The sequence below is a fragment of the Aliiruegeria sabulilitoris genome, assembly GCF_001558155.1.
In the GTDB taxonomy this organism is placed as follows: Bacteria; Pseudomonadota; Alphaproteobacteria; order Rhodobacterales; family Rhodobacteraceae; genus Tropicimonas; species Tropicimonas sabulilitoris.
Genome location: NZ_LOAS01000007.1, coordinates 100,212 through 114,165, shown reverse-complemented (window position 1 = coordinate 114,165; position 13,954 = coordinate 100,212). Strand labels below are relative to the sequence as shown.

10 protein-coding genes are annotated in these 13,954 nt (G+C 63.9%); all 10 read right to left on the bottom strand.

Annotation, left to right across the window (positions count from 1 at the left end):
* Nucleotides 1-162 precede the first annotated feature (162 nt).
* Nucleotides 163-3,567: a Hint domain-containing protein gene (locus AX756_RS26025; RefSeq protein ID WP_068309682.1), complete on the bottom strand. Its 3,405-nt coding sequence runs from the start codon at nt 3,565-3,567 to the stop codon at nt 163-165.
* 829 nt (nt 3,568-4,396) lie between these two features.
* Nucleotides 4,397-4,903 (bottom strand): tRNA (N6-threonylcarbamoyladenosine(37)-N6)-methyltransferase TrmO, encoded by a 507-nt coding sequence (gene tsaA, locus AX756_RS06695; RefSeq protein WP_068309681.1) that lies wholly within the window; start codon nt 4,901-4,903, stop codon nt 4,397-4,399.
* Between the two features lie 97 nt (nt 4,904-5,000).
* Nucleotides 5,001-6,272 carry a BatD family protein gene (locus AX756_RS06690; RefSeq protein WP_163887128.1) on the bottom strand — a complete coding sequence of 424 codons (1,272 nt, stop codon included), beginning with the start codon at nt 6,270-6,272 and terminating at the stop codon, nt 5,001-5,003.
* Nucleotides 6,269-7,801, bottom strand: a complete 1,533-nt coding sequence (locus AX756_RS06685; protein ID WP_231700998.1) for a VWA domain-containing protein — start codon at nt 7,799-7,801, stop codon at nt 6,269-6,271. The genes AX756_RS06690 and AX756_RS06685 overlap by 4 nt, the downstream gene beginning before the upstream one ends.
* A complete protein-coding gene (locus AX756_RS06680) occupies nt 7,798-8,781 on the bottom strand; it encodes a VWA domain-containing protein (protein WP_068309679.1) in 984 nt (327 codons plus the stop codon). Before AX756_RS06680 ends, AX756_RS06685 begins: the two co-directional genes overlap by 4 nt.
* Nucleotides 8,778-9,260: a DUF4381 domain-containing protein gene (locus AX756_RS06675; RefSeq protein WP_068309678.1), complete on the bottom strand. Its 483-nt coding sequence runs from the start codon at nt 9,258-9,260 to the stop codon at nt 8,778-8,780. The genes AX756_RS06680 and AX756_RS06675 overlap by 4 nt, the downstream gene beginning before the upstream one ends.
* A complete protein-coding gene (locus AX756_RS06670) occupies nt 9,260-10,201 on the bottom strand; it encodes a DUF58 domain-containing protein (RefSeq protein ID WP_068309677.1) in 942 nt (313 codons plus the stop codon). The genes AX756_RS06675 and AX756_RS06670 overlap by 1 nt, the downstream gene beginning before the upstream one ends.
* Nucleotides 10,202-10,211: 10 nt before the next feature.
* Nucleotides 10,212-11,189, bottom strand: coding sequence for an AAA family ATPase (locus AX756_RS06665; RefSeq protein WP_068309676.1), 978 nt, complete (start codon nt 11,187-11,189; stop codon nt 10,212-10,214).
* A 108-nt stretch (nt 11,190-11,297) separates the two neighbouring features.
* A complete protein-coding gene (locus AX756_RS06660) occupies nt 11,298-12,263 on the bottom strand; it encodes an HAD family hydrolase (RefSeq protein WP_068309850.1) in 966 nt (321 codons plus the stop codon).
* Nucleotides 12,264-12,341: 78 nt separating this feature from the next.
* Nucleotides 12,342-13,901 (bottom strand): arylsulfatase, encoded by a 1,560-nt coding sequence (locus AX756_RS06655; protein ID WP_068309849.1) that lies wholly within the window; start codon nt 13,899-13,901, stop codon nt 12,342-12,344.
* Nucleotides 13,902-13,954: the final 53 nt, after the last annotated feature.

The window sequence follows — 13,954 nt, the reverse complement described above, 5'->3', positions numbered from 1 at the left end:
CGTTATGGCAGGCCGAAAACCAATCGATTCTTTCTCTGCCCGCGAGTGAGTCTTTTGGGCCACTTTCCCCTGTGATCGCAGCAGCTTGCACAATACGCCCCTAAACGAAAACGGGGGAGCGTCTCCGCTCCCCCGTGTTTCCGTTGCCCCGGTAATGGGCGATTACTCCTGCAGCAGGAGCGCCTCGTGCTTCTTCAGCGTGCGGCGGGCGGCGGCGTAATCGTCGCGCCCCTGCACCGTGCCGAGTTCCGGGAAGATTTCCAGGATCTCGCCCCGCTGCTCGCTGTCAATGCCGTTCAGCGTGTAGTCGCCCGGCTGGAAGCTCTCCGTCCAGGAACCATCGGCCAGCACGACCTCGTGGCGGTCGAACATGAGGTGGATATAGGTCGTCTGCAATTGCGGCAGACGCTTGATCCCGTTCCGGCCAACCAGGTGCTTGGCCGCCACCAGAACCTCGTGCTCGGCGAAATAGAGCGAGGTACGGTCATTGGCCACCAACATGCGGTGGTTCGGAGAGACCATCATGTCCCGCTCGGGCAGATTATCCCCCAACGAGCCCGCCGGGATCAGGATCGGCTGGAGATGCGGCACCGAGGCAAGCTTGCCATAATCGAGCCGCTTCTGGCCGTACCAGCGGATTTCCTGAACGCCGTTGTCGCGCGTCAGAACCTTGTCGCCGACGCAGAGATCCTCCACCAGCTTTTCACCCGAGGGAGTTGCCACGCGGGCACCCGGGGTGAAGCAGGGAATGACATTCTCGATCTCACGGAACTCGGTCGTGCCGATAACGTTGCCGCCAGGAGCGTCGAAGAACTCGACGATGCCGGATTCGGTGGTCGGATCGTCGTTGGTATAGGTCACCTTGAGCGGACCGAGGCCCGTCAGGTCGAGCGTGTCATTATCGACGCCGCCTTCGCCGCCAACAACCACGTCTTCGTCGCCGACATCGACAAACGTGTCCTGATCGTCGCCGCCATAGAGCAAGTCGCCGCCATCGCCGGCCACGCTGGAGTCGCCCGAGATGGCGTCGTCGCCATCACCGCCAAAGACGATGTCACGACCTTCGCCACCGCTCAGGGTGTCGTTACCGTCGCCGCCATCGATCGCGTCGCCGCCGCCTTCGCCAAAGATGGTGTCGTCGCCATCACCGCCAAAGACGAGGTCTGAGTCTTCTCCGCTGTAGACGGTATCGTTTCCGTCTCCAGCCAGGATCACATCCTGTTCGTCGACGAGCGGTGCCACGGCGTCGTCGCCGTCGACAAGGTCGCCATCGGGATCGCCGGTGTAATTGACATCGATCAGGTCATCGCCATCCGTTCCCTCGACCACACCATCGATCGAGTTCAGGCCGCCCGCCGTCGTGCTGGCAAGAACCGGGCTGGTGTCGCCGCCAACCACATAGACATCCTCGATTTCCGAGAATTCGGCCGTGCCAACTTCGTTCAGATCCTCGTCATAGAAGGTGACAGTGCCGGCTTCGGGGTCCGTGTCGTCGTAATCGACCGTGGCCAGGCCACCGACGACCAACGCGTCGTTATCGTCGCCACCCTCGCCGCCTACGACGACATCGCCGGCCAGCGCACCGATGATGTCTGCATCGTCGCCGCCATTGATTGTATCCGTGTCGCTGTCGAAACCGCCAAAGAGGATGTCGTCGCCGGTACCGCCAGTGATCGTGTCGGTGCCTTCGCCGCCGAACACCTTGTCGGCGCCGTCGCCGCCATGCAGCTCGTCATCGCCCTGACCGCCCAGGATGGTGTCGTCACCCTCGCCGCCTTCGACATAGTCATCGTCGATCCCGGCATCGATATAGTCGTTGCCTGCATCGCCATAGATCGTGTCGTCGTCGTCCTGGCCGTAGATGGTGTCATTGCCATCACCGCCATGGATAACATCCATGCCGTTATCCGGTGTCGGGTCGGCACCAAAGGTGTCCGTGCCGTCATCCTTGATGTTCGCCGGATCGAGCGCCGGATCGGAGCCGAGCCCGCCATAGATGACGTCATCGCCGGCGCCACCGTCGATCTCGTCGGAGCCTTCGCCGCCGATGATCGTATCTGCACCGTCGCCACCGAAGATCGTGTCGGCATCCAGCCCGCCGTCGATGGTGTCGTCGCCTTCGCCGCCATCGATATAGTCGGCATCGTCACCGGTGGTGATCGTATCGTTGCCTGCGCCGCCATAGACGGTGTCCATATCGTCCGTCGGGTCGCCGTCTGCCGGGATCTCTGGGACAGGCCCATAGGGACCGAAGCCCAGATCCGGCAGCGGAATGCCGGTCGAGGAGGTGTCGATCACGTCATCGCCATCGTCGCCATAGACCGTGTCGGAGCCGTCGCCGCCGGTGATGGTGTCATTGCCGCCACCGCCATGGATCTCGTCATCGCCGACACCGCCGTCGAGCACGTCGTCGCCCGCCGCGCTGTCATCGGGATCGGGCGCGTCGGAAGAGTAGTCGACATGGGCGTTGTCGAAGGTGGCACCGGAATTGCCAAGATCCACCGTCACAACCACGTCGTTGAAATCCTGGTCGCCCAGGTTCCCCATGTCCTCGAAGGCAATCGTCACTTCGCCGTCGGAACCAACGCCGACAAGCGTCGTGTGCTCCATACCGTCGCTGTTCAGATCGACATTGCTGCCATAGCCGGAAGACAGGAAGGTTCCGTCCGGGCTGTAGATGCCGACGCCCACGATAGCGCCCGGCTCCACATCGTATTCATAAACATTGCCACCCTCGTGCAATGCATTCGAGCTCAGCATCTCCAAGTTGGAGATCTCACCCGTATCCGGGTCGATCGTGTAGACGAAGAGCTTGTTCGGATAGGAGACGGTCGTCCCCTCGCCCAGCATGATGGTGACGCTGTCATTCTCAACCTGGGCACGGTCGCCCCAGATTTCGTCATCCCCTTCGCCGCCCCGCACGGTATCGTTGCCCGCACCGGCATAGACGATGTCATCGTCCGGGCCCTCGCCCGGCAGGATGGCATCGCCATTGTCGATCATGTCGCCTTCGGGATCGCCCGTATAGGCGTCGTCGATATAGTCGTCACCCGCGGTGCCCTCGACGATCCCGTCCGGATTGTCGGGAAGGTCGATGGAATAGGCGATGTCGTCGATCGCGCCGGAAGCCGCGAAATCGACCTCCATCTTGGAGACGCCCTCACAGTCGATATCGACGAGGAACTGGCCGCCATCGGCCGTACCGCCAAGCGTGACCGTCTTGATCAGGTCGCCATTGTCGTCATAGCAGCGAATCTCGCCACCATGTTCGAAGTCGATCAGGTTCAGGCTGCGCACATGCGCCGCGCTGTCGAATTCGAAATTCATCGTGCCGCCGCCGGCATTGTCGTCAGGGTCGCTGGAGTCGCCGTCTTCCGACAGGATCAGCGCCTTGCCGGCCGTGTCCGAGGCGAGATCATAGTCCCCGCCGGTCGGGTTGGCCGTGTCGAAAATCATCGGCGGGTTGCCGGTATTTCCGGAAGTAATCGTGACGCCGAGGTCGTTGAACTGATCGCCAACGATGGCGCCTGTGGCCAGATCGTTGAAATCCAAAAGGACATTGGTCATAGCCGCCTCCTATCAATTAAAGCCGTGGGGTCGCGGCATATTGGACCCGTGACGATTAAAACTAGATTTCGTGTTCCGAATGCGAACGGAACGACGCACAGGCACCGCGCTGCCTTCGGGTCTCGTCTGTGTCTTACCGGTTGCCATTTGGCCAACTCCAATCCGTTCACTTTCACACCAACAAACCCAGACAGGGCAAATGGCCCTCAAGGATCTGCCGAACCTGTACCGAGGTGGAATGAATGCTCGAAATCTGCCCGGATGCCTGCACGGTGTAATTCCCGTACCAACGTCCCGCATATCCGCACGCGATCGAACAATCGCATGTTTCACCCACGACCTTCGGCCATGCTCCTGCGCGCGGCCGCCCCCGTGGCCAAAAGTTAACGCCCCCCAGTCAGGCTATTCAGCTATACCGCGTCAGGATGCAGCCAAGGAAGCGAAAATTGTCGGAAAAATGGCGTCGGAAATGGGGCAATACCGTGGAAATCCTATATTTCTTGGGAAAGGCCTGACCACGACAAGGACCCTATTGTTTCCTGTTTCGCGGCTTTCCGAGACCCCTAAACCATGTTTTTGACACATTTCGGCCCTGCACCCCCAGCAAACCTGTGGTTCCGCTACCATATATTGACGGCATCGTTTCAAGTTCGGCGACAATCAAGAAGACGTCACGTCAACGCCCAGATCTCGCCACAAATCGAATGGGTTTCGTCAAAACGGTTAATGGATCGTTATCGTTCAGGCACCAATTTCCGGGTCCGGGGTGAGATTGTACCGGCAAAGCCGCCTCGCGTTGCCGAGGTTGCGCGAATCATGCGCCGGCCCGTCACGCCTCTTCGCGCACCGAAACGCCTGCCGGGATATCGATGCCTGGCAGCCAGGGCTTGAGGTCCACAACCGGGGTCCCGTCGAGGCAATCGATGGCGTCGATCTCGATCTCTCCGGACGCCAGATCGATGGAACGGATGGTCACGGCCGACATGGCGATTGGGTTTGGCCGGTTGGGCGAACGCAGGGCGAAGGTGCCGCGCGGAGCCTCGGTGTGGCGCGGGTTCTGCACGATCAGGTCGCGCCGCGCCCGGTCCATCCAGTAGAGCACCATCAGGTGCCGCCCGGCCTCCAGCCCGGCCAGCCCCTCCGCATAACCCTCCCGCAACACGATACGCGCGCCGCGCCCGTCCTCGCGGGCGGTGGAGATGTTGCGGGGGCACTCCGCCCGGGCCGTCCAGGGGCTGCGGATATGGCCGATGAAGGCAACGCCCGCCTCCGTGCGCTGGGCGGGATCGAAGTCGAGCAGCCGCTCTCCGTCGCGGATTTCCGTCTTGTCGGTCACGTCGTATCCCTTTCTCTTTGCCCTGCCCGAGAATGGCCAAGCTCGCGCGCGACGCCATGCGAAAGAGCGCCGCAGCGCGCGTCAGTGCCCATTTCTCTCAGGTCGGGTTCAGGGGCGGCAGCGCACCACGCCCTCCCGCGCTCTGCAAGCGGCGCTTGCGTTCCGCCTGAAAGGCGCTTCGAAACACCTGCCACGCCCCCTGCCCGGCCGCACCACCGCCTCGCCCGAAACGTTCGGCACCAATCGCGGCCAGCGCGGGTTCCAGCGCATCCTCGTCGCCCGGGCAGCGCTGCGACCAGAGCGCCAGCGCCGTTACAACGCCCGACAGGTCCTTTTGCGCTATGGCCTTCTCCACTTCATGGGCGGCAAACCTCTCGCTGGCCAGCCGCGCTGCACGGCGTTCGGCTTGACGGCTCTTCAGCGGCGGCAGGAGCCAACGGTTGCCGGCCCACAGCAGCAGCCCGAGCAACAGCCCTGCCCCCACCAGCATTGCGACCTGTCGCGGGCTGATCTTCGGCTGAACCGGTGCCGAGGGCGCGTCCACCTCCAGCCGCGCCCCTTCGAGGCGCGCGGTTTCCACCTTGCCGCTCTCGGTATTGAACCAGTCGATGGAGATCGCCGGAAGTTCCACCACCCCGCCATATTGCGCGACATAGGTTTCCAGTTCGGTCCGGCTGCCGGAAAGCACGCCGCGCTCCTCCTTCTCCTGCACGACCGGATCCTTGGGATAGGCTTTGACTGCATCGGTCTGCACGCCCGGTAACAGGGGCGGAATGAACAGCGGCGAGGTGCCCTCTATCCGGGCGGTAACGGTGCGGGTTGCCGCCTCTCCCTGCCCCAGCGGACCATCCGCGCCCTCGATGCTCTGCTCCAGCGTGAAGCCACTGGCCAGGATCAGCGGGTCCAGACCCTCCGCGCCCTCCGGCACGCGCACCTGAAAGCGGATCGGCTCCAGCGGCGCCTCGTACGTCACGGGCTGGGTGGTATCGGGGTCGGCATAGGTCACGGTGATGTTCTGTGCTGGCAGGCTCACCTCGCCCGCCAGCATCGGGTAGAGCCGATAGGCGCGGCTGACGCCGGACCATGTCTCGCCATCGACCCGCTCGCTGATCGGTCCTGACGCGCGTTCGGGCAAGCGGACAATGACATTGGGCGCCTCCATGCTCGGGAAGGCGGGCGGCTGCGGCATCCAGGTCGGCACCAGGATCGAGATGCGCAGCACCAGCGGCTGGCCCACCACGCCCGTTTCCGGTTCCAGCGAGACCCGGACGAGCGGCTCGACCGCCGATTGCGTGTCCGCGTTCTCTGTCTGGGCAAGGAGACCGAGAGGGAACAGCAGAAGGCTCAGAGCGAGGACGACCACTCTCATGGCTGCCCCCCGCTCGCGTTCTCCTGCAGGAAGCGCGTGCGCAGGAAATCCCCCATATCGGTATCGACCGAGCGCATCCATTGCTCGGCGGTCTGGAAACCCTGGCCTTCTTCCTGCTCGGAATAGTCTTTCTGCGTCTCCGCACCCCGCTCCGCCTCGTTGTCAAAGACGACATCGTCGGCCCCGATCCCCCGCTCCTCGCCAGTATCGCCCGCCTCGCGCGCGTCCTCGACATAGGTCAGGATCGCCTTGGTGACTTCCAGGTTCCATTCCGCCTCCGGGAAATCCGGCTGCAATTCAAGCGCCTTTTCATAGGCCGCGATGGCGGGGCGGTATTCGCGGTTGCGCGTCCGCGCCATGCCCTCGCCAAAGGCGGCCTCGGGCGTGTCCAGCCGGGAATAGAGGTCCGCCGCATCCGGGTACTGCCCCGAGCGGAACAGCGCGAGGCCGCGCCACATCGGGTCCTGGAAATGCTCTGCGGCGCGGGCAAAGTCCTTTTGCCGATAGGCGCGCATCCCTTGCTGATCGGGCGTGAAGAACCAGTCCGCCACATCCGCCCGTGCCGCGTCCGGCGCGCCAGAGCTCAGTCCAAGTGCCAGCAGGGCGGCCCATCGCATCGTCCAGCCACGGCGGAACCACAGCAGCAGAAGCGGCAGGGCGAACCAGCCGAGCAGCCAGCCACGATCATCCCAGTCGAGCCGTTCATCGCCCAGAAGTGCGGCGCGATAGGCCGAGGCGGCGGCGCGGTCGATGGCGCGGATGTCGGTATCGTCCGCCGTGAGCTGGATCACCTGCGCGCCGGGCAGCGCATCCAGCGCCTCGCGCGGGCTGCCTTCGGGGGCGCCAAGGAGGAAGATCACCGGGATCTCGCCCAGATCGGCAAACGCCGCCGCATCGGACTGGTTCAACGCGTCCAGCACGAAGAGGATCGCACCGGGCGTCTCCGATTTCGCCAGTTCTTCCTTTGCCAGTTCCAGCGCGGCGGTGGCATTGTCGCCTGTCTGCGGCATCACTTCGGGCGTGAGCGCTTCCAGCATGGAGCGCAGGATGTTCGGATCCTCGGTCAACGGGGCGACGCGATGGGCGGTGCCGGCATAGGCGATGAGCGCGGTGCGCGCGCCGGCGCGGTCCTCGACCAGATCAAGGATCTTGAACTTCGCCCGGTCAAGCCGGTTCGGTGGCAGATCCGGCGCCTCCATGCTCTCGGAGACCTCCAACGCCACCACGAGCGGCGCGCTCTGCGCCAGCAGCGGGTTGGGCACGCGGCTCCATGTCGGCCCGGACGCGGCGAGAACGAGCAGGATGGACGCTATCATCACGAGGTCGATCGGCTGCAGGCGGCGCTCGCCCCCCTGCCCGACTGTCAGGGCTTCGGCCAGATGCGGCGCGATGCCGGTGGCAGGTTTGCCGTCATCGCCGCGCACGGCCCGGATGCGCCACCACAGCAAGGCCAGCGGGAGCAGCGCCAGCAAAGCCCACGGTCTGAGCAGGTGGAATGCACCGAGCGCGTCGAGGAAGCCGCCCATCATGCCGTCCCCCTGCGGCTTGTCGCCTGCATCCAGCCACTCGCCAGAACTATGATCAGCACGGCCAGCGCGAAGGGAATCCAGGCCAGCGGCTGTTTTGGCTGGAAGCTGACGGATTCGGTGATGCGCGGATTGAGCCGCTCGATCTCGGCATAGATCGCCTGCAAGCCCTCGCCATCGGTTGCATAGTAAAACTGGCCACCCGCGCGGTCCGCGATGTCTTCGAGCGCCTTGAGATCGACCTTGTCATCGCCAGACCCCTTCGGGTCGCCCACGCCGATGGTGTAGATCGTGACACCTTCCTGCGCGGCGATCTCGGCGGCGTTGACGGGAGACATGCGGCTCGACGTGTCCGCGCCATCGGAGAGCAGCACCAGCAGGCGTTGCTCCACCTCCGAGGTCTCGAATGTGCGAATGGCCAGCCCAATAGCGTCGCCAATCGCGGTATCCGGCCCGGCCATGCCGACCTGCGTGCTGTCGAGCAATTCGCGCACGGAGTCGAGATCCTCGGTGAACGGCGTCTGCACGAAGGCGCGGGTGCCGAAGACGATGAGCGCGATGCGGTCGCCGTCGCGTGCCTCGATGAATCCGCCCACGACGTCCTTGACCAATTGCAGGCGCTGCTGGCGCTCGCCCGCCGCGTTTTGCATATCGCGCGCATCCATCGAGCCGGAAATATCCACCGCCAGCACCATGTCGCGCGCGGCCTTTTCTACCACCACCTTCTGGCCAAGCAGTTCCGGCCGCGCGAGGCCCAGCACAAGCAAAAGCCAGCACAGGATAGCGGCGAGCATCTGTACCTTTCGGCGTTGCAGGATGACGGAACCGGGGCGTGGCTCCAGCCCGGCGGCCTCCGTGATCTGGCGGAAGAAAGGAATGCGCAGCGCGCGTGTGCGGTCCCGATGCGGCGGTGCGAAACGCCAGACCAGCAGCGGCACAGGCAGCAGCAGGAGCGCCCAGGGGAAGGCCAGTGACAGCGTCATTTCACGCGCCCCGCCGGTTTATGGCTCTTGAGCCAGCGCCGTACCAGTGCGGTCACGGCCGGATCCGCCGGCACCTCCCGCCACGGGGCGCGGGTGAGCGCGGCGCCAAGGTCACCCGAGAACCCGTCCCCGCCGTAGCTCTGGTCGAGAAAGGCGCACCAATCCGGTCCGGTCAGGCTGGCCACATCTGCACGCGGATAAGCCACGAGCGCGGCACGTCGCAGGATGGCGGCAATAGTCTCCGGCTTGTCGCCCGCCCGTTCCAGTTCGGCCAGTGCGGCGCGGCGATAGGCATTCGCGTTCCAATACCGCCACGCGCGGTAGCCGACAAAGCACAGCAGGCCGATCACCGCGAGGCCGAGCCAGATCCAGCCCGTCGTGGCCGGGATCATCGAGATCGGCTCGGGTTCCGGGATCGGCTTGAGCATGTCGAGCATCTCGACGAGGTTCTTGCCGTCCGTCTCGGGAAGGTCCGCCATCAGCGCCCTCCCCGCAGGCCCATCAGCTCCATCAGCTGCGGCAGCGTCTCGCGCCCGGCCGAGAGCGGCAGCACCGGCACGCCGTATTTCCGCGTCCAGCCAATGGCGCGCGCGATGCGGGAGCCTACGACCTCCTCGACCCGTCGCATCGTCTCGGCCTCACGCGCATCAAGCTCGACCTGCAAGGTGCCATCCGAGGCAACAATGCGGAAATCCTCCGGCAAGCTGAGGCCAGACGGGTCGGAGACCGGGAAGAGGATCACGTCATTATGCTGCGCGAGCCGCCGGACCAGCCGCTCGGTCTTGTCGTCCACTTCGGCGAAATCGGAAAAGACGAGGATCAGGTTGCCGGTGGTGGCGATGCGCGCGGCGGCCTCCAGAGGGCGATTGAGCGGCATGGAGCGGGTGACTTCCCGTTCGGCATGGAGCGCGCAATTCGCATCGGCAATGCAGGTGAGCAGCCGGTTCAGCGCGACATTCGACGCCTTGGGGCGAAGCTCGGCCAGGGTGTCGTCGGTAAAGACGATGCCGCCGACGCGATCCCCCTGCGCGCGGATGCGGAAGGCGGCGAGCGCGGCCGCCTCGGCGGCGGTGACCGATTTCATGTTGCGTTGGCTGCCATAGAACATCGACATGCGCTGATCGACCAGCAGCAGCGCCGGGCGGTCACGCTCCTCGGTATAGACACGCACATAGGGCTCGCCGGTGCGCGCGGTCACCTTCCAGTCGATGGTGCGCGGGTCGTCCCCCACCTGGTAGTTGCGCAGCTCCTCGAAATTGAGCCCCCGGCCCCGCAGTCGGCTGGCATGGCGGCCATTGAGCGCCGAACGCGCGGGCTGGCGCGGCAGGAAGGAAAGCGCGCGGGCGGAACCGGCCAGCTTGCGCAGATGGGCAAGATCGGTGTGGATGCGCGGGTCGCGCGGTGTGGTGGGCTCCGGCATCGCCCGCGCCTCAGGGCAGCGCGACGAGGCTGACGATCTCGTCGATCACCCGGTCGGTGGAGACGGCATCTCCCTGCGCCTCGTAGGAAAGCGCGATCCGGTGGCGGAAGACGTCATGGACGATGGCGCGCACATCGGCCGGGTCCACGTAGTCGCGCCCCTTGAGCCAGGCGTGGGCACGGGAACATTTGTCCAGCGCCAGAGAGCCACGCGGCGAAGCGCCGATCTCGATCCAGCGGGCGAGATCCTCGGAGAGCGCCCCCGGCGTGCGGCTGGCCTGCACCAGGTCGGCCATGTAGCGGTCCATCGCATCGGCGACATGGATCTGACCGATCTCGGCGCGGGCGTCGAAGACGGCTTGCTGCGGGATCGCGGGCGGCGCCTCGCCACCACCGCCGGAATGCGTGTCCTGCTCCTCGCCACGCACCAGCCGGATCACTTCCACCTCGTCTTCGACCGGCGGATAGAGCACCTGCACATGCATCAGGAACCGGTCCATCTGCGCCTCGGGCAGCGGATAGGTGCCCTCCTGCTCGATCGGGTTCTGGGTCGCCATGACGATGAAGAGCGGCGGCATCTTGTGCGTGGTGCCCGCAACCGTCACCTGCCGCTCCTCCATCGCTTCCAGCAGCGCCGCCTGCACCTTGGCGGGCGCCCGGTTGATCTCGTCGGCCAGCACGATATTGGCAAAGATCGGACCCGCCTCGAAACGGAACTGCGCGCCCTCGGCGGTCTGGTGATAGACCTCCGTACCCGTCACGTCCGATGGCAGCAGGTCCGGCGTGAACTGGATGCGCGAGAAATCGGCTTCGAGATTTTTCGACATTGCCTTGACCGCACGGGTCTTGGCCAGCCCGGGCAGGCCCTCGATCAGCAGGTTGCCATTGGCCAGAAGCCCGATGACAAGCCGCTCGATCACGTCTTTCTGGCCGATGATGCTTTCGCCCATGCGCGCGTGAAGCGCGGTGATCTGCTCAAGTGCGGTCATGGAAATCTCTCCTCACCGGACAACCCGGTCACAAACGTCTTGGTCGGGAGTGCTGCACCCGTCGGAGGCGCGCTCCGAAGGATCGATGTGAACTCGCCGGCCATGGTCTCATTCCGAGGCGGGGAAAACCACGGCCCAGTCCTTCGCCATGTCGGCGAAATGCCAGCCACGCTCGGCGCCCTCGTCCAGCCCGCGGTTCAGCACGCCGATATGGCCCTCGCGATCATAGGCCCATTCGCGCTCTGCGTCCGTGTGATGGACATAGAGGCCAAAGCCGGGCGCGTCGCCCGAGGTAGTCCATTCCAACATCTCGAAATCGCCATCCGAATTGCCGGCTGCAAAGATCGGACGCTTGCCGATGTGGTGGTTGATCCCCACCGGTTTTCCGACCTTGTCGTCGATGAAGAACAGATCGGGTTTCTTCATCAGCATAGGCACACCGTCGTTGACGACATACTCGCTGACCAGGGATGAACCGACGACCTGGCTTGCGTCCACACCGTAGACATCCTGGGAGAAGACGCGCACGAAATCGATCCCACCGCCCGAAACGATATAGGTGGCAAACCCTTCATCGCGCAGATAGGTCAGAAGTTCCAGCATCGGCTGAAAGACCATGTCGGTGTAGCGTTTGCCGGTAGTTGGGTGCCTTGCCTCCTCGAGCCATTCCGCGACCTTGGTCTTGAATTCCGCCACGCTCATGTCGGTATGGGCAGCAGCGACTACCTCCATCAAACCTTCCTCGCCTGTCGCCAGCAGCGCTTCCATGTCTTCCGCCGCGGCGGCGTTGAGTGCATCGGATGTCAGCGCAGACGGATCCATCTTCTTGACCATGTCGATGGAATAGAAAAGCTGGAAGTAAACGGGCTGTTCAGACCAGAGTGTACCATCATTGTCGATTACGGCGATGCGGTCCTCGGGTGTAACATAGTCTTCGGAGGCCGGATCGGTGACCGCATCGACGAAGGAAATGATGGCGGACTTGGTCTCACCCGTGTTCCAGGAGGGCAGCGGATCGGCCCAGAGGGCGGTTGCGGCCAGGCTCAGGGCGGTGGCGGAAAGAAGGGTCCGGATCATCGGGAAACTCGCTGGTTCAGAAATTGGGGCGGTTTGAAGGGGGCGCGACGGCACTGCGCCCCCGATTGGCTTCGATCAGTTGCTCGACGTGCCGCCGGTCTGCAGCGATTGCAGCACCTGGTCGATGGAGAAGCTCGCCGGCTTTTGGCGCGGCGGGAATTTCTCGAAGGTCGACAGGAACTGCGCCACGAAGGCCTGCGCAGGTACAAGCAGATAGGCCCGCTCCAGACGCCATTGCGGATAGTTGATCGCCTCGTGATCGGCCCGCTCGAACGGATCGCTGTAGAGGTTCATCACCTTCGGCAAACGCAGGAAAGTGAGCGGTTCCTGCCAGACATCGAAACCATGCGCGCGCTGTTCGGCAAAGACGACCTTCCACTGGTCATAGCGCAGATTCATCAGGTCGCCGCCATCGGAGAAATAGAAGAACTCCCGGCGCGGGCCCTTCTCGGCCTCGCCCCTGAAGAACGGCATGAAGTCATATCCGTCCAGATGCACCGGCTCGTTGCCCTCGCCGAAGGGTGCCTCGGTCAGCATCCGCTCTTTCATGTCGGTATCGCCGAGGGCGGACATGAAGGTGGGGAACCAGTCGAGATGGCTGATGATCTGGTTGGACTTGCGGCCCGGCTCGATGACGCCCGGCCACTTGATCATCATCGGAACGCGGAAGCCGCCTTCCCAGTTGTCGTTCTTCTCGCCCCGGAACGGCGTTGTGCCGCCATCGGGCCAGCTGAACACCTCGGCGCCATTGTCGGTGGAATACATCACCACGGTGTTGTCGGCGATGCCCAGCTCGTCGAGCTTGTCGAGCATCTGGCCGACCATCTTGTCATGCTCGACCATGCCATCGGGATAGACGCCGAGACCGGTAACGCCCTGGCTCTCTTCCTTCAGGTGGGTGAAGATGTGCATCCGCGTGGTGTTGTACCAAAGGAAGAAGGGTTTCTCCTGCGCGACCGCGCGGTCGATGAAATCGAGCGCTCCGGCGGTGACCTCCTCGTCGATCGTCTCCATCCGCTTGCGCGTGAGCGGGCCGGTATCCTCGATCGATCCGTCGGCGGACGATTTGATCACGCCGCGCGGGCCGAAATTCTCGCGAAATTCCGGGTTCTTCGGATAGTCGGCGTTCTCCGGCTCCTCCTCGGCATTGAGGTGATAGAGATTACCGAAGAACTCGTCGAAACCATGGTTCGTCGGCAGATGCTCGTCCCGGTCGCCCAGATGGTTCTTGCCGTATTGGCCGGTCATGTAGCCCTTGGACTTCATGTATTCGGCTATGGTCGGATCCTTTTCGGACATGCCTTCCTTGGCGCCCGGCAGGCCGACCTTGAGCAGGCCGGTACGGAAACCCGACTGGCCGGTGACAAAGGACGCGCGGCCGGCGGTACAGCTCTGCTCGCCATAGCCATGGGTAAATAGCATGCCCTCATTGGCGATGCGGTCGATATTGGGCGTCTCGTAGCCCATCATGCCCTGGTTGTAGGCGCTGACGTTCCAGTAGCCGACGTCGTCGCCCCAGATGATCAGAAAATTGGGCTGGTCGCTGTCCTGCGCCAGCGCGGCGCCGCTTCCCAGCCCCGCCAGCACGGCGGCGGCAGCGAGGCTGCGCCATGGTGCGGAGATACGATTGGTCATGTAATCCTCCCTGATTATCCCGCGCAATTCCTCGCGGGCATAAGTCAGAAGAT